Genomic DNA, 20,724 nt, shown 5'->3' with positions numbered 1-20,724 from the left:
GGTCACGCTCCAGCACCTCGTGGATCAGTTCGTGAGATGCCGTGGCCGGTCTCCTGGCTTACGGGTGCACGTGCCCGCCCCTACCTTCCCGGCCTTGCTGCCAGTGGCGCCGCCAGAGGGCGGCACGGGACGGGAACTCCCCCCGATCACAGTGGCGAGGGCCGCTCCGGCCTGGGCCCCTGAGGGGCCGTCACCGGTCTTCCCGAACACCACGGCCCACCAACCCTAGGGTCGGACGGGCTCCCCTGCACAGCTGCACACCTACGCAGGTATTGAAGATCACATGGGGTCGCCTGCGAAGATGACCTCATGCACCTCGTCCCCGCCGAGCGCGCCGACCGCCGGACCATCGACGGCCACCGGGTCTGCGACGCCATCGCCGCCATCGGTGAGCCCGGGCACGTGCGCACCTGGGCCGACCGCTTCTCGCTCCTTGCCGACCCGCGTCGCCTCGCCCTTCTGCTGGCCCTGCACCGGGCCGGCCCCCTCGCCGTCTCCGACCTCGCCATCGCGACCGGCATGAACGACCCCGCCGTCTCCCAGGCCCTGCGTCTGCTCCGTACCGCCGGGGTGGTCGAGGGCGACAAGGACGGGCGGGTCGTGCGCTACCGAGTGACCGACGGCCCGACCGCCGAACTCCTCGAACACTGCGCGTCCGACAAGGGGTGAGCCGCCCCGGCCGGCGGAGCCCGGAACGGGTGCGGCCCCGGATGCCTGGGGGGCTTGCCGGGGCCGCGGGCTCACGGAGTCACCGTGGTGCGGTCACTCACTGTTGAGTTGCCAAGGTTCTGTGTTGTTCAGTCCTGGACCCGTGTCTGCTTCTTGCGGACGAAGACAACCGCCCCGCCGCCGATCACCACGAGGGCGATCGCTATGCCCGCGATGATCGGGGTCGTGCTGGAACCGCCGGTCTCGGCGAGGTCGGTGCCCCCGGTGGAGGTGCCGCCCACCGTCGCCGGGCTCGGCTCACTGACCGTCTGGGTCGAGATGTCGCTCGTACTGCCCTGGGTCTTGCAGTCGAGAACGCCCTTGAACCGCTTCGAGAAGCCGTTCGGACCGTTGATCGTGAAGTCGTAGGCCTGGTCCTCCTGCAGCGGGATGGTCACCGTCCGGGACGTGGCCGCCTCGATGGTGTGCTCGATCCCCATCAGCTCGAAGGTGAACGCCTCGTCGCCCTCATTGGCCGCCGTGATGTCCACGCCGCCCTTGGCGCAGTTCTTCTTGGCGGACAGGGCCGGTATCGCGCCCTTCTCGGCCCAGTTCGCGGTCGCCGACGCGGAGACCGTCGACTCGCTGGAGCCCGCGAGGATCTGTGTCTGGCTGCGGGTCTCCGAGGTGAAGGCGCGACCGACCGGCACGGTGGTGGACGCCTGCACGGTCAGCGAGGCCGCACCGTCCGCGGCGTCCTTCGGCACGTCGAAGTAGAGCCGGCTGCCGTCGACCGCGGAGGTGATCGCCTTGCCGTTCTTGTCGACGATTTTCACCCCGCCGGCGGTGGCGTCCGAGGGCGGCGTCACCGTCACACTGTCCGCGTTGGTGTGCACCGTGACCGGGCCGAGCTTCCCACCGGCGTGACCGGAGACCGCGGCGGGGTCGAGGGCCAAGGAGGCCTTGGGCTCCGGCAGATTCCGCGCGCTTTTGTGCAGATAGTCCGCCAGCTTCTCCGCCTGCGGGTTCACCGCGTCCACGTCGGCGCCGTCCGAGTACCGCCAGATGGCCACCTGGGTGCCGGCCGCCGCGTCCTTCTCGGTGAGGCCGGCGACGCCGGCCTTCTCGGCGAGCGCCGCGAGGTCGTTCACCTGCGGGTAGGAGTTCTGCAGGATCCAGCGGATCTTGCCCGCGTCCTTGTTGCCGTTCAGCGACGTGCCGCTCCAGGGGGTCTCCTGGTACTTGGCATCCCGCTGCGTCGGGTTATGGATGTCGATGCAGTAGGTCTGCAGCATGCCGCCGTTGTCGACGGACATCTCGAACAACCCCGCGGACACCCACTCGTCCTCGCCGTTGTCATGGATGACCGCGGACCCGTAGGTCTTCAGGTCACCAATGGTGGCGGTCGCACCGCCCAGGCTCTGCGGCGTCTCGTCGGCAACGGCCGTACCGGCGGAGGCGATCGCCCCCGCGGCGACGAGCCCCGACACCAACGTCGCGGCGGCGAGGCGGGCGGCCCCTCGCCTGCGCGCGGACAACGCAGACAGCGAAGAAAGCACAGAATTCCCCTTCGTGCAGGACCCGTTGACATGGGGGGACGGTCCCGCCAGCAGAATCAGAAGCCCCGAGAGCTATGTCCGGCATCCTAAAGAGGCGGCGCACCACGCTCCCCAGACATGTCGTCCGATAACCGATCCGACTCGGAATCGTTATCGCTCGCACGGCTGTGAGCTGCGCTTATCGACAAATCCATGAGGACTGTTCGCGGTACATTTGTCGATAAGCCGCAGTTCGGTCAGGGTGTGTGCGTTGCTGACATCACGTCACTCCGACGGGCTCGGGCTGCTGTTGAGGCGGGGCCTCGAGGTCGGCCTGTGGCTCCGTTTCCCAACTGGGCTCCGGCTGAGGTGTCGGAGCCGATCCCATGTCCCCCTTGGACGCTCGTCGGAAGGCGGACGTGCCTCGCGAGAGGTCGTGTCCGATCGCGGCCGCGTCGACGTCCGCCGAGGTCCAGCTCTGGCCGTCGCGCGTTTCCGTGCGTACCTTCAGCCGGCCGTGCACGACAACCGGATCGCCCACCGACAACGAGGCCCCCGCGTTCGTCGCGAGAGCCCTCCTGGCCCACACCGTGAAGAAGTTGGTGTGTCCGTCGGTCCACTCGTTCTTCTCGCGATCCCAGTAGCGCGACGTCACGGCCAGCCGAAACCTCGTCGAGGCTCCCGTCGGCAGCTCCCGGTACACCGGCTGCGTCGCGACGTTCCCCACCACGCACACCATCGTCTCGTTCATCCCGAACCCCTCTCCCGTACGAATGCGTCTGTCGCGTTTGTTGTGTCTCTCGCGTCTCTCGCGGCGACCGCATGCGCTGCGATCGCCGCGAGTTCAGACTGCCTTCGCCGGGCCGAGCCCGCTGAGCGCTGTGGGTTACCGGCCGGTTGTGGAAAACCGCGTCACCCGATGGGGGTGTGGGCATACAACTGCGACGCGGTCACCCGACGGGCGCGGACGCCACCCCCGTGACCCGCCCGTACTGCTCTCGCACCTCCCGGTACCGGAGCAGTTCCGCGGCCACGGGATCCAGTACGCGCGCCCTCCCGCACCCTGCGGCGGCTTCGCGAAGCCGCCGTTCCGCTTCGAGCCCGTAGCGCCGTGCGGGCCCGCGCGCCGCCATCCTGCTGCTCCACTCGACGGCCGGACCGCCGATGATGCCCGCCACCATCAGCAGCACCGGAACCCCGAGATTCGGCGAGGTGATCCCGATGATCTGCCCCAGCAGCCAGAGCCCGCCGATCACTTGGAGGATCGTCATGGAGGCCTGTGCCAGGACGGCGACCGGCCACCAGCCGGGCCGCGGTGGGCGACGCGCCGGGGTCACGGCGCGTGCCGCCATCTCGTCCAGCGCCTCGGGCAGCCCCTGCGCCCCGCGTACGGCCGCCTCGCGCACCGCCTGCGCCCAGGGTGCGGGGAGCCCGTACACCGCGCGGTCCGCGACCGTTCGGACCGCCTGCTCGACGCGCTGGCGTGCCGTGGACTCCTCGTCCGTGGGGGCCCGTACGGGCAGGCGGCCGGTCGGGGGGTCAGCCCGGTCCTGGCACCAGCGCCACAGCCGCAGCCAGGGCGTCCCGCAGGCACGGTTGGCGTTGCGGCGCCACGCGCGCTCGGCCGCCTCACCGGCCGCGACGGCGCCCACCGCGTCCGCGAGCCGGTCCGAGAACTCGTCGCGCGCCTCCTCGCTGAGCCCGACGCGGCGTCCCGTCGCGTAGACGGGACGCAGCCGCGCCGCGGCCGCGTCGAGATCGGCCGAAATTCGACGTGCGGCAGCACCTCTCTCGGCCACGAACTGACCGAGAGACTCCCGTAGTTCGCCGACGCCGTCCCCGGTGAGCGCCGACAGAGCGAGCACGGTCGCGCCCGGTTCGCCGTACTCGCCGAGCGCGATCCCGTCCTCGTCGAGCAGCCGTCGAAGATCGTCGAGGACCTGGTGTGCGGCCTCCCCGGGCAGCCGGTCCACCTGATTGAGCACGACGAACATGACCTCCGCGTGCCCGGCCAGGGGCCGCAGATAGCGCTCGTGGAGGACGGCGTCGGCGTACTTCTCCGGATCCACGACCCAGATGACCGCGTCGACGAGCGCCAGGACGCGGTCCACCTGTTCGCGGTGCTGGACGGCCGCGGAGTCGTGGTCGGGCAGGTCGATCAGGACGAGGCCGCGCAGTTGCGCCTCCGCCTCCGGGCTCTGCAACGGACGCCTGCGCAGCCGACCGGGGATGCCGAGCCGGTCGATGAGCGTCGCCGCGCCGTCGCTCCAACTGCACGCGATGGGCGCGGCGGTGGTCGGCCTGCGGACACCGGTCTCCGAAATGGCCACGCCGGCGAGCGCGTTGAAGAGCTGCGACTTGCCGCTTCCCGAGGCCCCCGCGATGGCGACGACGGTGTGCTGCCCCGAGTGCTTGCGGCGCGCCGCCGCCTCGTCGAGGACCCGGCCCGCCTCGGCGAGCGTCCTGCTGTCGAGGCGGGCGCGCGACAGGCCCACCAGCTCGCGGAGTGCGTCCAGGCGTGAGCGCAGCGGTCCGTCGTAGGCGAGAGGGGCCGGCGGGTCCTGTACGAGGGGCCTGGTCTCCCTCATCGGCGCCTCCTGCCCGGTGGCGGTCTCGGAGACGCGCCGCGCGATGAGGCCGTCGTCCCAGACGGGTCCGCCCTCCGCACGCGCGGCCGTGTCGTCGTCCTCCACGCGCGCGTGCCTGTCGCCGGAGGCGGCGCTCTCAGGGGGCACCTCTTCGGATGATTCGCTGTCCGCGGTGCCCTCCTGAGGCTGCTTCTCGGCAGTCGCCTTCCCGGAGACGCCGTTTTCGAAAGTGCTCTCTTCGGAGGTCTTCTCCTCGAAAGTGCCCTCTTCGGGGGAGGCGCCGGAGGCGTCCACGGAGAGGTCGTCCTCAGGGCGGTCGTCTCCGGGACGGTCGGCGTGATCCGTGCGGTCAGTGACGGCAGTCACCGCGGTCACCTCTCCTTCTGCAGTACGGACAGCGCGGCGATGAGTTCGGCCTGGGGTTCGGGATGGACGTCGAGCGCGTCGAGGGGTGCGAGACGGCGTTCGCGCTCGGTGTGCAGGGCCTTGTCGAGGTAGCTCGTGAGCAGCCGGCCGCCCCGGTCGCGCAGTCGCAGCGCACCGTGCGCCCCGATCCGCTCGGCCAGCCCCTCGCCCGCTGTCCGTGCCCGGCGGCCGCCCAGGAGCGCGGTGGCGACCAGCGCGGCCACCACCTCGGGATCCGGCGCGACGCTCTTGTCAAGGCCGCGCACCTCCTCCTCGGCGTACTCCTCCAGGACACGCCGCCAGCGTCGTACGGCCATCCCGATGCGGTGCTCGGCGCTCTCCAGCGTCGGATCACGGTCCGTCAGCCCAGGAGCGTCCGCGGCCGGTTCGCGCCGCCATGCCTCGTCCACGCGCTCGTCGGCCGCCGTGACCGCGCACAGCAGCAGGGCGCTCAGGCTCCCCACGAGCGCGTCGAGCAGCTCGCCGGCGCTGCAGTCCAGGGGGTAGGCGCGCCAGCGCTTGAGCGCGTCACCGGAGAGCACGGCCCCGGCCTGCAAACGCCCCTTCACGCGTGTGTGCTCGCTGTCGTACGCCCCGTCGACGGCCGCCGTGAGCCGCAGGGCGGCTGCGTACTGTGCGGCGGCCGCGCTGGCCAGCTCGGGCATCCGCGCCTTCAGCGAGTCGAGGACCCCGTAGGCCGTACGGGCCATCGCTTCCTGCCGGGCTCCCGGGTCCTGCGCCTGGTGCACGAGCCACGTACGCAGCGGTGCGACGGCGCTGGCGGGCAACAGGCCACCGCCCCACGCGGACTCGGGCAGCTCGGGCACCGTGAAGCGGGGCACATGGCCGAGTCCGGCCTTGGTGAGCAGGGCGCCGTACTGTCGCGAGACCTCGGACACCACCTGGTGGGGCACCCGGTCGAGCACGGTGACCAGGGCCGCCTTGTGCTCCTTGGCCGTACGCAGCAGATGCCACGGCACGGCGTCGGCGTACCGGGCGGCCGTGGTGACCATGACCCAGATGTCGGCCGCGCAGATCAGTTCGGCGGCGAGGACACGATTGTCGGCGACCAGGGAGTCGATGTCGGGCGCGTCGAGGAGGGCGAGGCCGCGGGGGAGGGTGTCGGCGGTCTCGATACGCAGCACCCGCTCCCCACTTTCGGTGAGTGAGGGCAGATCGTCGCCGGGCTCCTTATGGGGCACCCACACGCGCGTGAGGTCGGGCAGCACCCGCATCCCGCTGAACCAATGATGGTCTTCCGGATGGCACACCAGCACCGGTGTGCGGGTCGTCGGCCGCAGCACGCCCGCCTCGCTGACCCGGCGGCCCACAAGAGAGTTGACGAGGGTCGACTTGCCCGCGCCGGTGGACCCTCCGATGACGGCGAGGAGGGGTGCTTCGGGTTCCCTCAACCGGGGCACCAAATAGTCGTCGAGCTGTGCGAGCAGTTCGTCGCGGTTGGCACGCGCGCGTGGAGCCCCCGCCAGGGGCAGCGGGAAGCGTGCGGCGGCGACACGGTCGCGCAGGGCGGAGAGTGCGTCGAGCAGCTGAGGCCGTACGTCCAAGGTCACCACATGCGAAGAATGCCCAATTTTGGAGGCTTTCTGAAGCATATGAGTATGTCTGCGCGCCGACAGGACACACGGGGCGGAAGGGATGACTGGGGCGCAGGCATAACGAGTGCACAACACCCGATGCGTGAGACGCCAAAAGCGGTGCACGATTCGTACCCGCCTGCGATTATCGGGACCGCTTCACCGAACCTCCACATCGAGCCACGGAGGCGAAGCGCGAGGGACAGGGATGCGGGAGCCCTATCCTTGTCCCCGGCAAGGTCACGGATCAGCCCACACCCGGGCACCAGGACACCGGCCGCCACACCCGGCCCCCGTAGCTCAGTGGATAGAGCAGGCGCCTTCTAAGCGCTTGGCCGCAGGTTCGAGTCCTGCCGGGGGCGCCTCTCCCCACCCTCCCCACGGGAGGGTTTTTTCTTGGTTCCCCCGGCGTGTCGCGTGTTGGTTCCCCCGGCGTGTCGCGCGCCGGCGTGGACCGCTCCCGGACGGCGGGCGTGATGGTCGTGGTCGTCGAGCAACTGGCGTGGCCGGTCGGGTGATTCGGCGGTACGCACGCCAGGGCCCTTGTGCGAAGTCGAGTGCGCAGGCGGAGGCGCCGCCCACCGTCGGGGCAGCGCCCCGGTGGTGGCCGACGCCTCCGGTCGGCCCCTGTTGGGCCTGATCGGGTCGGGTCGGATCGGGTCTTTTTCAGGTCGTGTCGAACGGGGTCGGATCAGGTCAGGTCAGCGGGTGCGACGTTCTGCCCGACGCCGCGTCGATCTCGTCGTGCGCCTTGGTGAGCAGCTTCATCGCCAACTCGTTCAGCGCCCTCGCGCCCGCGACCTCTTCGCCGACCCTCGGCTGATTCGAATCGGAGGGATGGCGGCTGGCATAGCCGTGGGCGCGTACTTCGTTCCCATCCGGCAGTCGTACGAGGGCGGCCGCACGGGTGCGGTGGTCGTCCTCCTCGAATTCCAGCTCGATGTGCCATCCGACAGCGGTCCGTGGCTGTGTCTCTGTCATTGCGATCACCTCCGGGGCGGGCCCCAGCCCCTAGTACCAGAGTGTGCTCCTTCGGCCGACTCCGCACGAGGTGGCGACGGATGTCGACAAAGGGTGGCCATGCGGCTACTTACGGTGCGCCGCTGGGGCGGGTCTTGCTGCCGCGGCTGCTCCTGGAGGTCCCTGATCTGCTGCTGTCGAACGATCAATGCCGATGTCCTAGGAGGGGCGCCGGCCCTTGCAGGGGCGGCCATGGCCCAGTGGCGGCGACAGTCGGTGGCGGGTCAACTGCGAGGGCTCTTCTTTGATGCCGACGGACGCATCCTCATGGTGGAGCCCACCTAGAAGGACTACTGGAGCTTCCCCGGAAGCTACGTCGAGCCCGGCGACTCCCGCTGCAAGCTGCCGGCCGGGAGGTTCGGGAAGAACTCGGGATCGCGCCCGCGCTCGGCCGCATGCCGGCGGTCGACCGGGCGCCGAGCACTGCCGATGGCGACAAGGTGCTCCACCTGTTCGACGGGGGTCGGCTCTCTTCGGATGCCGTGGAGGGAATCCGCCTCCAGGTCGATGAACTGGGAGCCATCCGATTCGTGTCCCAGGTCCACAGGCCGCCCGACGTGCCGCACATTTACGGAGCCGTGATCGCTCGCGCCAAATCAGCTCCGTAAGTTGTTGGGTGGCCCAGGCAAAAGTCTTTCCACCTGCCTTGCGACCGCAGCGAGGCGGCGCGAGGGCCGCTGTCGCAACGGCGTGTTGTCATAACTTGGAGAGCCTCACCCATATATTGTCAAACAACCTGAATGCATCTTGCGGAAAGAAGCGAACAGCGAGAATTTCCCTACCGGATTTATGGTGAATTGATGGAGTGGGAATGATGTATAGAGAGCTCTGCGATCCGAGTCCGAACCGTAAGCGTGGCCTACCTGAAATCCACTCTATTCTGCGGGCCACTGCGACCGCGGCGGCGGGTGGAACATTGGTTATCTGGTGGCCGGCGTTCACGTTCGGTGCATACAATGCCATCTTCTTTGACAACGTGATGGCTCTGTGGGCGGTGGCCACAGCTGTACTTCTCTCGGGCCTGGTGCTGCACAGAAGGTAGCTGTGCCCTGGAGCAGTTGGATTGCATTGCTACTGCCGTCGCTCTGGATCGTTCTGGGTATGACGGCACCAAGAAGTGGAGGTTTTCACTATCTCCATTACTTCGAGGTGGTGATTACCATGGTGAGTGCTCCGTATTTGACCTGGCTGCTGTCGAAAATTCTACTGTCCGACTACGACGAACTTCCTGTAGCTCAGCGTTTCGGAGCCGTTGGCATCACTGTAGCCATCGGCATCCTGGCCTTCCTTCTCGGTAAATTCAACTACCTGTTTCTTACGTGCGCAGACTTCGACGTGAGCGGCAATAACACGCCGCCCGGCTGCGCCCAAGGGCCACCTTTCCGCCTGCGCTGAATTTTCGGCAAATGATGTCTTGATCACTCACCTCGGCGCGAACGGCGCCGCGCTGTCGACAGGCCTGCGAGGCGAGTGAGGCCGCCCTTCTCGAAGCCATCGCGGGGAGCGACCTGGAGCAGTTGCTCGGCCGGCGCCCTGTTCGTCGGGCGCTCATGGCCGCTGCCGCACCACTGATGATGAGTGCGCGCGGAACTCCAAGTACGCCCAGACCCCACGTGAGTGTCCAGCCGCGTGACAACGCCGACGTGCACCGGCGGACAACGGCGCACACCCACGGATCGTCCCAGCAGATCAGAGCCGCACCTCCCCAAGCCGGCACAACCAGCCAAGTTGTTGCTTCGGGACGAAGAGGCCGTGAGCTAAAGGCTGTCACGCTCGGTCAGCGAGCCGTCTGGACCCAGGCTGAAGAATCGCGGTGGACCCATGGCTTCCATGGCCCTTCGCACTTCCGCTTCCTGCTCCGCGGGATCGGGGCCGTGAGGATCCCGCACCTGGAATCCGTGCAGTCGGATGCTGTCTGCGTCGACGTCGTCCGGCTCGGGGCGGCTCTCCTGGACGAAGCCGCAGAGCGCACGCAGCGCGTCTTCGCCCAGGTCCAAGGGGTGGAAGGGCAGCGCGTACGGCTCTTCGTCCTCGTCCGGCCGGGGAATGGCGTCGGCTGGGCGGTCTCCGGCCCAGTAGGGCAGCTCGAAGGGGAGCGGTTCGCCGATGTTCTCGATGATGCCGCTGTCCGGCGACAGGCTCAGAGAGCGGACAAGGCGACCGTCCTCCCACACGGCGAAGGCGAGTCAGTCGACGACGCTGTACATGGCGTGCAGGACGAGTCGTCGGCCTGCGCCTGCTGCGATGAGGTGCTCGGGAAGCTGTGACGGGAAGTCGACCATCACTCTCTGGTCGCAGACGATTTCCACGCCCGTCCAGCTTGCGGCGTAGGCCGTGCCTTTCGGGGGGTACACGCCGTCCCCCAGTATCGAGCCTGCACACTGCTCGATCTCCCAGCCCGGGTAAAGACGCCGCATCATGTCGGATGTCTGTGGCAGGTCTGCCGTCTCCACCTCTCGCAGCAGGCCCGGCGCCTCGCCTTCGGCATAGATGAGCAGTCCCGTCTTGGCTCCCACAGCCCCTCCCCGAAGAGTCGCGCTCGATGATCGTCGCACCATAACCACCGGCACTGACATCGCTACGAGGCTCAGACCCTGTGCCGTGCTGGGCCATCCCTGGGCCGGCCCAGGGCGCCCGAGGGCACTCGACGGCGACCGACAGTGACCGTCGGGCAACGGTGGGCAGCGGTGAAGTCGCAGGTCACAGGGCCCAGGTCATACGCGTTTCCGTCCAGGGCTGGCCGTCAGGCAAGATGGGGTGTATCTGCCCACTGCCGATTTCAAGCGTCCGGACGGTTTCTCTTGGCTGAGTTCATTTACACCATGCGCAAGACGCGCAAGGCACACGGCGACAAGGTGATTCTCGACGACGTCACCTTGAACTTCCTGCCGGGTGCGAAGATCGGTGTGGTCGGTCCGAACGGTGCCGGTAAGTCCACTGTTCTGAAGATCATGGCTGGTCTCGAGCAGCCCTCGAACGGTGACGCGTTCCTGTCGCCGGGCTACAGCGTCGGCATGCTGCTGCAGGAGCCGCCGCTCGACGAGTCCAAGACCGTCCTTGAGAACGTCCAGGACGGCGCCGCCGAGATCATGGGCAAGCTCAAGCGCTTCAACGAGGTCGCCGAGCTCATGGCGACCGACTACTCGGACGCGCTCATGGAGGAGATGGGCAAGCTCCAGGACGACCTGGACCACGCCAACGCGTGGGACCTGGACGCCCAGCTGGAGCAGGCCATGGACGCCCTGGGCTGCCCGCCCGGCGACTGGCCGGTCACCAACCTCTCCGGTGGTGAGAAGCGCCGCGTCGCGCTGTGCAAGCTGCTCATCGAGGCGCCCGACCTGCTGCTGCTCGACGAGCCCACCAACCACCTGGACGCCGAGTCCGTGCAGTGGCTCGAGCAGCACCTCGCGAAGTACGCGGGCACCGTTGTCGCCGTCACCCACGACCGGTACTTCCTCGACAACGTCGCCGAGTGGATCCTCGAGCTCGACCGCGGTCGGGCCATTCCTTACGAGGGCAACTACTCCACGTACCTCGACAACAAGGCCTCCCGCCTCAAGATCGAGGGCCAGAAGGACGCCAAGCGTGCGAAGCGTCTGAAGGAAGAGCTCGAGTGGGTGCGGTCGAACGCCAAGGGGCGTCAGGCCAAGTCCAAGGCCCGTCTCGCCCGGTACGAGGAGATGGCCGCCGAGGCCGACAAGATGCGGAAGCTGGACTTCGAGGAGATCCAGATCCCGCCGGGCCCGCGCCTGGGCTCCATCGTCGTCGAGGTCAACAACCTCTCCAAGGCCTTCGGCGAGAAGGTCCTCATCGACGACCTCTCCTTCACGCTGCCCCGTAACGGGATCGTCGGTGTCATCGGCCCGAACGGCGCTGGTAAGACCACGCTCTTCAAGATGATCCAGGGACTTGAGACGCCGGACGCCGGCACGATCAAGGTCGGCGACACCGTCAAGATCTCGTACGTCGACCAGAGCCGCGAGAACATCGACCCGAAGAAGACGTTGTGGGCCGTCGTGTCGGACGAGCTCGACTACATCAATGTCGGGCAGGTCGAGATGCCTTCCCGCGCGTACGTCTCCGCCTTCGGCTTCAAGGGCCCGGACCAGCAGAAGCCGGCCGGTGTCCTCTCCGGTGGTGAGCGCAACCGCCTCAACCTCGCGCTGACCCTCAAGCAGGGCGGCAACCTGCTGCTCCTCGACGAGCCGACCAACGACCTCGACGTCGAGACGCTGTCGTCGCTGGAGAACGCGCTGCTGGAGTTCCCGGGTGCGGCCGTGGTCGTCTCCCACGACCGCTGGTTCCTGGACCGGGTCGCCACGCACATCCTCGCCTACGAGGGTGACTCGAAGTGGTTCTGGTTCGAGGGCAACTTCGAGTCGTACGAGAAGAACAAGGTCGAGCGCCTCGGCGCGGACGCCGCGCGCCCGCACCGTGCCACCTACAAGAAGCTGACCCGGGGCTGATCGATCTTGCGGCACCTCTACCGCTGCCCACTGCGCTGGGCGGACATGGACGCGTACGGCCACGTCAACAACGCGGTCTTCCTCCGCTACCTGGAGGAAGCACGTATCGACTTCCTGACCCGCCCGGACAAGCAGTTCAAGCAGGGGTCCGTGGTGGCGCGCCACGAGATCGACTACAAGCGACAGCTCGTCCACCGACGCGAGCCGGTGGACATCGAGCTGTGGATCACGGAGATCCGCGCGGCGGCCTTCACGATCACCTACGAGGTCAAGGACGCCGAGCAGCTCTACGTCCGCGCCGCGACGGTGGTCGTGCCGTTCGACTTCGAGACTCAGCGACCGCGCCGCATCACCGCCGAGGAACGGGAGTTCCTGGAGGAGTACCGGGACGACAAGGCCGACGAGGCCGTCGCGGCATGACCGTCCTGCACCTCGCCGACGCGGGGGAGGCGGCGGACCTCGCCGCCTTCCTCTCCCGGCTCATCCACTACGACCGGGCGGCGGCGGTACGGCTGCAGGCCGCCGGGACCGCCCTCGCGGTCTTCGGGCGTCCGCCGTCCTTCGAGGTCCTCGCCATCCGTACGGCTCGCCTCGCCAAGCCGTACGAGAACGGGCTGGACGTCACCCTCGACGTGACCGTCTCGGCCGGTGAACTCCTTGAGTCCATCGACGAGTCGGCTGCCACGGCTGCGGTGCCGCAGGCCGTCACCGGGCCGCCGTGGGCGGGGGTGCTGCCGCCCCGTGGCGGCTGGCGGCAGGAGCCGGGGCTGCCCGCCCCGGACGCCCTGCGCGCGATGGTCGCCGCCGCGGTCGCCGAATTCCGGTCCCGTACACAGGAGTTGGCTCCCGAGCTGCGTACCCGCGCCGAACTCGACCGCATCGGGCGGGAGATCTGGTCCCGGCCGGTCGGCGACACCGGACTTCCGGTACGGGCCGCGCATGCGGCGCAGTCGCTGGGATTCCTGCGGTCCTGCGACCCTGGGCGCCAAGCCGCGCCCGACGAGGCCCAGGTGGGGCTGTACTCGTCGGGCGCGTGGCTCCGGCTGCGTACGCCGTACGGGTCGATCGCCGTACGCAGGGCCGGACTCGGGGCGTTGGACATCAGCGTTCGCTGATCACCTCAGACGAGCGGCCACAGGGCCGCGGTGAGGCCGAAGCCCATCACTCCCATCGTGGTCGTCAGGACCGTCCAGGTGCGCAGGCCCGTCGCCACGTCCAGGCCGGCCAGCTTGGTGAACATCCAATAGCCCGCGTCGTTGATGTGCGAGACGGAGAGGCCGCCCGCACCCATCGCCAGGGCGACCAGGGAGAGTTGGCCGGTGGACAGGTCGGCCCGCTGCAGGAGCGGCGTGAGGATGCCCGCCGTGGTGATCAGAGCCACCGTCGTCGAACCCTGGGCCGCGCGCAGGGCGAGCGCCATCAGGAAGGCCAGGAAGAGCGCGGGCAGACCCGTCCGGTCCAGTACGTCGGCGATCGCGTCGCCGATGCCGCTCGCCACCAGCACCTTGCCGAAGACGCCGCCCGCGCCCGCCACCAGGATCACCATGGCCACGGGCGGGAGAGCCGAGGTCATGACGTTCGCGATGCGGGTGCGGTCCCAGCCGCGGCGGCCGCCCAGGAAGTAGGCGCACAGGGCGACGTCGAGGAGCAGGGCCACCATGGGGGCGCCGAGGACCGTGAGGGCGGCGCGCAGGGTGGAGTCCTCGGCGAGGAAGTTCTGGCCGAGGGTGCCCGCCAGGATGAGGAGGATCGGGGTGACGATCAGGGTCAGCACCATGGCGAAGGAGGGCGGGGCGACCTCTTCCTCCACGAGCGCGGGTGCGGGCTTGGTGAGTACGGCGGTGCCGTGGCCGTCGGGGGCCGACGTGGCGGGAGCCCCGCCGTCGGTCGGCGGCTCGTCGACGCCGTACACCTCCGCGTACACCGTCGGGTCCATCGGGTACTCGCGGCGGGTCATCCGGCGCGACACCAGGTAGCCGAGCAGGATCACGACCGCGGTGACCGGGATGCCCATGAGCAGCACCAGGCCCTGGTCGGCGCCGATGGCCTGGGTGACGGCGACCGCGCCCGGGTGCGGAGGCAGAAACGCGTGCACGGTGAGCATCGCGGCGCCCATCGGGAGGGCGTAGACGAGGAGCGGCTTGCGGGAGGCGCGGGCGACGCCGTATGCGATCGGCATCAGGATGATCAGGCCGACCTCGAAGAAGACGGGGATGCCGAGGATGAATCCGGCGACGGTGAGCGCCAGTGGAGTGCGCTTGGAGCCGAAGCGGTCCATCAGGGAGTGCGCGAACGCCTGGGCGCCGCCGGAGAGTTCGATGATCCGGCCGATCATCGCGCCCAGGGCGATGATCGTCGCGATGTGGCCGAGTGTGGAACCCATGCCCTCCTCGATGGTCTTCACCAGGTCGGCCGCCGGGACGCCCGCGGCGAGTGCGACGGCGATGGAGACCACGACCAGGGCGACGAAGGGCTGGACCTTGGCGCGCAGGATGAGCAGTAGGAGGGTGGCGACGCCGGCGGCGGCGATCAGGAGGAGCGTGGTGTGGCTCATCGGGCCTTTCCCTCTGGGGAGTTGACGGACTTGGGGGAGAGCACGGTGACCACCGAGGAGTCGTCCTGGGCGGCGAGACCGGCGCGTTCGCCGAGGAGGTAGAGCTGTTGCGCGGCGGACGCAAGGGGGACCGGGACGTGGGCGTCCTTGGCGATGCCGGTGACGATGCCCATGTCCTTCACGAAGATGTCGAGCCGCGACTTCACCTCGGGGGCCACGCCGCTCTCGTACGTCTCGACCATGCGGGGGCCGCGGTCGCCGAACATGAAAGAACCGGCGGCGCCGTGCCGCAGGCTCTCCACGACCGTGGCCGGGTCGAGGCCCAGGCCGCGGGCCAGCGCGATCGCCTCCGCGGCGGCGGCGATGTGGATGCCGGCGAGGAGCTGGTTGATCGCCTTGAGGGCCTGGCCGTCGCCCGGGCGGGGGCCGACGATCGTAAGCGTGGAGGCGAGCAGGTCGAGGACCGGGCGGGCCAGGTCCAGCGCCTTGTCCTCCGCGCCTACGACGATCAGCAGGTCGCCGTTGCCCGCCCGGACCGGGCCGCCGCTGACGGGGGCGTCGACGGTGAGGATGCCGTTCTCGGCGAGGCGCTCGGCGGTGACGCGGGCCGCGTCCGGACCCACCGTGCTGGTCAGGATGACCGTGGTGCCGGGGCGGAGGGTTTCCACGGCGCCGTTCTCGCCGAAGAGAGCGCCGTCGACCTGGGACTGGTCGCGTACGGCGAGGAGGATGACGTCGGCGTGACGGGCGGCCTCGGCGGGTGAGGCGGCGTCCGTGCCGCCGGCCGAGGCGATCAGGGAGCGGCGGGTCTCGGCGACGTCGTAGGCGGTGACCGGGAGATGGGCAGCCAGATGGGTGGCCATGGGGAGGCCCATGGCGCCCAGGCCGATCACTGCGGCGTGGGGACGGGGTGCGGGTGAGGCTGACATGAGGGTGCCCTCCTTGGGGCGGCGAGCGGAATCCGTTGCGGAGTGGGCCGGGTGGGGAGCCGGGGTGCGGGGACGGGGTGGCGTTGCCACTACGGCGGGTGGCTGCGTGGCGCGTGCGCCCGGCTACGACGTTGGTGAGGGCGTCAGTCGGGTGATGATGCGGCTTGCCGCCTCGGTTACCGCGTCCCTGCCCGCCGACCAGAGGCCGACCGCGTCCGAACCCGGGAGGGCCGCGGGGAGTCGGGCGCTCACCGCCCGGAGGTAGGCGCGGCGGAGTTCGGCGTTGACGTTGACCTTGGCCACGCCTCGGGAGAGGGCGCCGAGCAGCTGTTCCTCGGGGAGGCCGCTGGCGCCGTGCAGGACCAGGGGGACGGGGACCGCGGAGTGGATCGCGGCGAGGCGGTTCAGATCGAGGCGGACCGGGGCCGCCGTGAAGCCGTGGACGTTGCCGACCGCGACCGCCAAGGCGTCCACGCTCGTCTCGGCGACGAACTCGGCGGCCTGGGACGGGTCGGTCATGACGTTCACGGAGGCGCTCGCGTTCGTCGAGACGTCCTCGTCGCCCGCCAGCGCGCCCAACTCCGCCTCCACCCACGCCCCGTGGTCGCGGACACGGCGTACGGCCTCGCGGGTCAGCGCGATGTTCTCGGGGAAGGGCAGGTGGGAGCCGTCGACCATGACGGAGGTGTAGCCCGCCTCCAGGCAGGCGGTGATCTCGTCGAGGTCGCGGCTGTGGTCGAGGTGGACGCCCAGGGGAGCGTCGGAATGGGCCGCGGCGTCCAGAGCGAGGCGCATCAGGGGTTCGCGGCCCGCGTGTTTGAAGGGGCTGGAGCCGGCCTGGATCAGGACCGGGCGGCCGGGGTGCGCTTCCGCGGCGGCGACGATACCCTGCACCGATTCCAGGTTGTACGCGACGAAGCCGGGGAGCGCGTGCCCGGTCTCGTATGCCGCGGTCAGGGCCTTGAGGCCCTCGGGTCCGGTCAGCAGCATCAGGCGGCGCTCCTCAGCAGGGCGAGGGCGTCGGCGAGCGCGGTGTCGCCGCCGACGTTCCCCGCGAACACGATGTACGGGATGCCGGCGGCCGGGCCGTCGACGGGCTGCCACAACGAGACGATGCCGGGCAGCAGCGTGCCGCAGGCCCAGGCACGGCGGATCTCCAGGCCGTGGGTGGCGGTGTCGCTGGAGGTGATGCCGCCCTTGGCGATGACGAAGGCGGGTCGGCGGGCCGCGGTCACCAGGCGTACCGCTTCGACCAGTGCCGCGGAGACACTCCGGGAGATGGCGAGGCTCTCGTCCGGGTCGGTGGCGGTGACCACCGTGCGGGTGGTGCGGATGACGGTGTCCGACCGTTCCAGCGCAGCAGCCGCGGCTGTGGCGGTCTCCTGGATGTGGGCCTCGCGGCGGGTGTCGTCGAGGAGCTGAACCACGTCGAGTTCGAACTCCCTGATGTCGCCGTGCTGTTCGCGCAACAGGTTCAGCTGGCGCGTGGTCAGGGAGACATGGGAACCGACGACGATCAGGCCGTACGGGGCGTCCGCACGCAGCGGCTTCAACTCGGCTTCGGTGAGCGGGGGGTGGGCCGACTGGCCGGCCCTGGCTCGTACGAAGGAGGGGCCTACGCGGTAGAGGAGTCGGGTGCCCTTCTCCTCGACCTCGGCGAGGGCCAGCGCGAGGACGCGGAGGTCGTCGTCGCAGACGGCGTCGACCACGGCGGTGGCTCCGTCGCGCAGGGCGGCGAGCCGCTCGGCGACGTGGGCGGGGCCGCCGGTACGGAGGTCGGTGAGGGTGATGCGGACGACCTTGTCGGCCGGGGTGCGGCCGCCGGTCTTCTCCTCGACCCAGTCGGGAAGAGCGGAAGAGGTGTAACCGAAGGTGGCGTCCTTGGCGAACTCGCTCTCGCCGACGGGGAGGAGGCCGTCGGGGGTGCGCATCCAGTGGGCCGAGTCGAGGGTGAGGCGGCCCGCCTCGATGTACGCGGGGACCAGGACGACTCCGTCGGGCGCGGCGCCCAGACACGTCAACTCCTCGGCCAGGACGTCCGTTTCGAGGGGGAAGTGGCCGCGGAGGGTGGAGTCGCCGCGGGAGGCGATGACGTACGGCGTGCCCTCGGCCCGGGAGGCTTCGTGCAGGGCGCGGACGATTTCTCGGTTGCGGGTGGCGGCTGCGTCGGGGGCGAGGCTGCGGGTGTTGGTGAGGACGAAGAAGGCGGGGCTCTGCTGGCGGAGAGCCCAGCGGAGGTCGTCCACCGTCCAGGTGGTGAGGACCGGGAGGCCGGCGGTCGTCTGGGTCCCGGTGGGGTCGTCGTCGAGGACGACGAGACGGGGGGCGCCCTTGATCTTCGCGGTGACCTCGGACGCTTGTACTGCCCTGACGGGCGGGAGGCCTGCGAGTACCTCCTGCTCGGGGAGGGCATGACGGGGTAGGGACATGGCGGTTCCTGGGGGTGGGGTGCGGAAGGGTGACGTCTGATGTCTGACGTCTGATGTCTTGAGTTGAGGTCTGGAGTTCTGTGACCCGAGGGTGGGGTGGGGCTGAGCTTGGGTGAGTGTGCTTACCGGTGGTTGCAGGGTGTCGCGCTCTGGGGGACGGGTGCCGCCCCACGGCGCGATTGCCCACAGTCACGACAGCGACGACAGCGACGACAGCGACCGCAGCGACGACAGCCGCGACAGCCGCGACAGCGACGACAGCTACGACGGGTCTGTCGTCTTCAGTACGTGTCTGCGGTAGTCGGTTGCTGTCTGGTTCATGTGCGCGTTCATCGCCTCGCGGGCCTTGTCCGGGTCGCCGGACTCCAGGGCGGCGAGGACCGCCTCGTGGTGGGCGATGGCGTTGACGCGGATCTGCGGAACCGCGGACGTCTCCCGGCGGCCCTCGGTGAGGAGGGGGCCGAAGGGCTCGAAGAGGAGCGGGACGAAGAGGTTGCCGGTCGCCCGCATCACCGTGTCGTGGAAGTCGATGTCCGCCTGCACGAACTGTTCCGTGTCGCCCGCGTCGGCGGCGTTCCGCATCGTGGCGAGGTGCTCGCGCAGCTCGGCGAGGTCGGTGTCGCTGCGCCGGATCGCGGCGAGCTCTGTCGCGCCGTTCTCGATGAGGCGGCGGGCCTCGATGAGCCGCTCGGAGAGCGAGGTGTGCGAGGAGCGGGACGCGGCACGGACCACGGGCTCCAGTGCGGTCCAGCGGTCCGGCGGGTTCACGTAGGTGCCGCGGCCGCGCACCACCCGTACGACGTTCTGCGCGCGCAGCTGCTTCACCGCCTCGCGGACGGTCAGGCGGCTCACCGACGACTGCTCGGCGAGCTCGGCCTCCGGAGGGAGGGCGGCGTCCGGCGGGTAGGTGCCGTCGATGATCGCGCTGAGCAGGCGCTCGGCGAGATCTTCGGAGAGCGACATCGTTGGGCCTCCGGCGGGCGGGTACGGGCAGTGGCGATTCAGAAGTCTGTCATCAGGGATGGTCGGCAGGGATCGTTCCCGGGTGAGGGTGGCCCCAGGTGGCCCCTGGGGAAGGCGATCCCTGTTGATCTAGAGGTCTGACGTCAGACATCTGATGTCTCGATGCGGGTAACCATGACACCGGGGTCGTGGTGCGTCAATACCCTTATGCGATTGCTGTTCGGTTACGGCAGTGGATCACTCGTGCTCGCTGTCGTCCGGCCATACGCCGATGTGGTCCGTCTCCAGTTCCAGCGCCACGCGGTCCCGCATGCCCAGGGCCTCGGTGTACTCGGCGGGGAGCTGGAGGCGGCCCGCGCGGTCGAGCATCGCGTACTCGCGGGCCACCACCGCTTCCTGACCGGTGGCCGCGTCGACCTCGGTGCGGCGCAGGACCTCCGTGGAGGTACGCCCGTCGCGAATGGCCACCGTGCGGCGGACCTCACCGGCCACCGCCTGGTCGTGGGTGACGATCACGATGGTGGTGCCGAGGTGTTCGTTCGCCGTGCGGAACGCGGCGAAGATCTGCTCGGCGGTGTGCGAGTCGAGTTCGCCGGTGGGTTCGTCGGCGAGGAGGACCGCGGGGGCGTTGGCGAGGGCCACGGCGATGGCGACGCGCTGTTGCTGGCCGCCGGACATCTGGTGCGGGCGACGGTTGCGGCAGTCGGCGATGTCCAGCAACTCCAGGAGCTCCAGGGCGCGTTCGGACTGCGCGCGGCGGCGAGTTTGGCGGGCTTTGCCGGAGCCGGAGCCGCCGGAGAGCTGCATCGGTAGGGCGACGTTCTGGGCCGCCGTCAGGTAGGGGAGGAGGTTGCGGGACGTCTGCTGCCAGACGAAGCCGACGACCTCCCGGCGGTAGCGCAGGCGATCCTTCGCGCCCATCGTGAGCAGGTCGCGGCCGGCGACCTTCGCCGCCCCCGCGGTGGGCGTGTCCAGTCCGGCCAGAATGTTCATCAGCGTCGACTTGCCGCTGCCCGACGCGCCCACCAGGGCCATCAACTCGCCCTCGCGGACCAGGAGGTCGAGGCCCTGGAGCGCTTGGACCTCCACCCCGTCCGTGGAGAAGATCCGGACCAGGCGGTCACAGGTGATCAGGGCGTCGTGGCCGTAGGCGGGGCGGTCCCGGTGGGCGGCGGCGCGCTCGGCGAGGTCGGCGAAGGTGGGGTCGGTGGCGGTCATGGGCGGCTCCTGGGGGTGCTTGTCGAGGGTTGCCCGGAGTCGAGGGCCGGGGTGAGGGCGAATGCCCGGCCGGTCGACGGCAGGGTGCTGCTCTCATGGGGACGGGCGCCGCCCCTGGCAGTACGCCTGCCCTCCGCTGCAGCAGCTGCAGCCACAGCCACGGGCTCGTGGAGCAGCGGGCGAGCGTCGCGGTCGCGCTGTGTCACGGGCAGGTCGAGACCGGTCGCCGCGCCCAGCCGGTCGCGCAGCACGGCTACAGCCACGGCCGCAGCTACGGCCACAGCCACAGTCACGTCTGCGGCCACGGCCACATCCGCCGAGCGTGAGCCGTCGACCCGTGCGGTGCCCGTACGCGCGCCCGCGACAGCCGT

The 20,724-nt window shown here is 69.7% G+C and carries 18 protein-coding genes, 1 tRNA gene, 1 pseudogene and 1 riboswitch; of the genes and pseudogenes, 7 read left to right on the top strand and 13 right to left on the bottom strand.

Annotated elements, in window-relative coordinates; genetic code table 11:
- Positions 1 to 25 precede the first annotated feature (25 nt).
- Positions 26 to 229: riboswitch (cobalamin riboswitch) on the bottom strand.
- Positions 230 to 309: 80 nt separating this feature from the next.
- On the top strand, positions 310 to 669 hold the full coding sequence (locus ACIBK0_RS02950) for a winged helix-turn-helix domain-containing protein (protein WP_399074867.1): 360 nt from the start codon (positions 310 to 312) through the stop codon (positions 667 to 669).
- Positions 670 to 797: 128 nt separating this feature from the next.
- Here the strand turns inward: ACIBK0_RS02950 and ACIBK0_RS02945 are convergent, their stop codons facing one another.
- The 4 genes from ACIBK0_RS02945 to ACIBK0_RS02930 all read right to left on the bottom strand — a co-directional run bounded on the left by ACIBK0_RS02945 (position 798) and on the right by ACIBK0_RS02930 (position 6,753).
- A complete protein-coding gene (locus ACIBK0_RS02945) occupies positions 798 to 2,207 on the bottom strand; it encodes a Cys-Gln thioester bond-forming surface protein (protein ID WP_399074865.1) in 1,410 nt (469 codons plus the stop codon).
- A gap of 259 nt (positions 2,208 to 2,466) precedes the next feature.
- Positions 2,467 to 2,937, bottom strand: coding sequence for a single-stranded DNA-binding protein (locus tag ACIBK0_RS02940; RefSeq protein WP_399074863.1), 471 nt, complete (start codon positions 2,935 to 2,937; stop codon positions 2,467 to 2,469).
- Between the two features lie 199 nt (positions 2,938 to 3,136).
- Positions 3,137 to 5,140 carry a GTPase gene (locus ACIBK0_RS02935; protein WP_399074861.1) on the bottom strand — a complete coding sequence of 668 codons (2,004 nt, stop codon included), beginning with the start codon at positions 5,138 to 5,140 and terminating at the stop codon, positions 3,137 to 3,139.
- 5 nt (positions 5,141 to 5,145) lie between these two features.
- Positions 5,146 to 6,753 (bottom strand): dynamin family protein, encoded by a 1,608-nt coding sequence (locus ACIBK0_RS02930; protein ID WP_399074859.1) that lies wholly within the window; start codon positions 6,751 to 6,753, stop codon positions 5,146 to 5,148.
- 310 nt (positions 6,754 to 7,063) lie between these two features.
- On the opposite strand from ACIBK0_RS02930, the gene ACIBK0_RS02925 reads away from it, so the two are divergent.
- Positions 7,064 to 7,136, top strand: a tRNA-Arg gene (locus ACIBK0_RS02925).
- A gap of 334 nt (positions 7,137 to 7,470) precedes the next feature.
- On the opposite strand, the gene ACIBK0_RS02920 is transcribed toward ACIBK0_RS02925, so the two are convergent.
- Both ACIBK0_RS02920 and ACIBK0_RS02915 read right to left on the bottom strand, forming a co-directional pair.
- A complete protein-coding gene (locus ACIBK0_RS02920) occupies positions 7,471 to 7,755 on the bottom strand; it encodes a DUF1876 domain-containing protein (protein ID WP_399074857.1) in 285 nt (94 codons plus the stop codon).
- A 350-nt stretch (positions 7,756 to 8,105) separates the two neighbouring features.
- Positions 8,106 to 8,339 carry a hypothetical protein gene (locus tag ACIBK0_RS02915; RefSeq protein WP_399074856.1) on the bottom strand — a complete coding sequence of 78 codons (234 nt, stop codon included), beginning with the start codon at positions 8,337 to 8,339 and terminating at the stop codon, positions 8,106 to 8,108.
- A gap of 556 nt (positions 8,340 to 8,895) precedes the next feature.
- Here ACIBK0_RS02915 and ACIBK0_RS02910 point away from each other — a divergent pair.
- Positions 8,896 to 9,189 carry a hypothetical protein gene (locus tag ACIBK0_RS02910; RefSeq protein ID WP_399074855.1) on the top strand — a complete coding sequence of 98 codons (294 nt, stop codon included), beginning with the start codon at positions 8,896 to 8,898 and terminating at the stop codon, positions 9,187 to 9,189.
- 362 nt (positions 9,190 to 9,551) lie between these two features.
- On the opposite strand, the pseudogene ACIBK0_RS02905 reads toward ACIBK0_RS02910, so the two are convergent.
- A pseudogene (locus ACIBK0_RS02905) lies at positions 9,552 to 10,310 on the bottom strand (DUF6928 family protein).
- A 285-nt stretch (positions 10,311 to 10,595) separates the two neighbouring features.
- Between ACIBK0_RS02905 and ettA the strand changes: the two are divergent.
- Genes ettA through ACIBK0_RS02890 form a run of 3 tightly spaced genes read left to right on the top strand, consistent with a single transcriptional unit; the run spans position 10,596 to position 13,375 of the window.
- Complete coding sequence (gene ettA / locus ACIBK0_RS02900; RefSeq protein WP_399074853.1) at positions 10,596 to 12,260, top strand: energy-dependent translational throttle protein EttA; 1,665 nt, start codon at positions 10,596 to 10,598, stop codon at positions 12,258 to 12,260.
- 6 nt (positions 12,261 to 12,266) lie between these two features.
- Positions 12,267 to 12,680, top strand: coding sequence for an acyl-CoA thioesterase (locus ACIBK0_RS02895; RefSeq protein ID WP_399074851.1), 414 nt, complete (start codon positions 12,267 to 12,269; stop codon positions 12,678 to 12,680).
- Positions 12,677 to 13,375, top strand: a complete 699-nt coding sequence (locus tag ACIBK0_RS02890; protein WP_399074849.1) for a hypothetical protein — start codon at positions 12,677 to 12,679, stop codon at positions 13,373 to 13,375. Before ACIBK0_RS02895 ends, ACIBK0_RS02890 begins: the two co-directional genes overlap by 4 nt.
- A 5-nt stretch (positions 13,376 to 13,380) precedes the next feature.
- Here ACIBK0_RS02890 and ACIBK0_RS02885 read toward each other — a convergent pair whose 3' ends face one another.
- The 6 genes from ACIBK0_RS02885 to ACIBK0_RS02860 all read right to left on the bottom strand — a co-directional run bounded on the left by ACIBK0_RS02885 (position 13,381) and on the right by ACIBK0_RS02860 (position 20,353).
- A complete protein-coding gene (locus tag ACIBK0_RS02885; RefSeq protein WP_399074847.1) occupies positions 13,381 to 14,814 on the bottom strand; it encodes an SLC13 family permease in 1,434 nt (477 codons plus the stop codon).
- Positions 14,811 to 15,743: an NAD(P)-dependent oxidoreductase gene (locus ACIBK0_RS02880; RefSeq protein WP_399074845.1), complete on the bottom strand. Its 933-nt coding sequence runs from the start codon at positions 15,741 to 15,743 to the stop codon at positions 14,811 to 14,813. The genes ACIBK0_RS02885 and ACIBK0_RS02880 overlap by 4 nt, the downstream gene beginning before the upstream one ends.
- A 123-nt stretch (positions 15,744 to 15,866) precedes the next feature.
- Positions 15,867 to 16,733, bottom strand: coding sequence for a class II fructose-bisphosphate aldolase (locus ACIBK0_RS02875; RefSeq protein ID WP_399074843.1), 867 nt, complete (start codon positions 16,731 to 16,733; stop codon positions 15,867 to 15,869).
- Positions 16,733 to 18,172 carry a four-carbon acid sugar kinase family protein gene (locus tag ACIBK0_RS02870; RefSeq protein ID WP_399074842.1) on the bottom strand — a complete coding sequence of 480 codons (1,440 nt, stop codon included), beginning with the start codon at positions 18,170 to 18,172 and terminating at the stop codon, positions 16,733 to 16,735. The genes ACIBK0_RS02875 and ACIBK0_RS02870 overlap by 1 nt, the downstream gene beginning before the upstream one ends.
- Before the next feature lie 261 nt (positions 18,173 to 18,433).
- Complete coding sequence (locus tag ACIBK0_RS02865; RefSeq protein ID WP_399074840.1) at positions 18,434 to 19,135, bottom strand: FadR/GntR family transcriptional regulator; 702 nt, start codon at positions 19,133 to 19,135, stop codon at positions 18,434 to 18,436.
- Positions 19,136 to 19,372: 237 nt separating this feature from the next.
- Positions 19,373 to 20,353 (bottom strand): ABC transporter ATP-binding protein, encoded by a 981-nt coding sequence (locus ACIBK0_RS02860; protein WP_399074838.1) that lies wholly within the window; start codon positions 20,351 to 20,353, stop codon positions 19,373 to 19,375.
- Between the two features lie 167 nt (positions 20,354 to 20,520).
- Here ACIBK0_RS02860 and ACIBK0_RS02855 point away from each other — a divergent pair, with 167 nt between their 5' ends.
- Positions 20,521 to 20,679, top strand: a complete 159-nt coding sequence (locus ACIBK0_RS02855) for a hypothetical protein (RefSeq protein ID WP_399074836.1) — start codon at positions 20,521 to 20,523, stop codon at positions 20,677 to 20,679.
- Positions 20,680 to 20,724: the final 45 nt, after the last annotated feature.

Source organism: Streptomyces sp. NPDC050564 (genome assembly GCF_044457265.1).
In the GTDB taxonomy this organism is placed as follows: Bacteria; Actinomycetota; Actinomycetes; order Streptomycetales; family Streptomycetaceae; genus Streptomyces.
The sequence above is the reverse complement of the archived record's forward strand: the minus strand, read 5'-3'. Positions and strand labels throughout refer to the sequence as shown.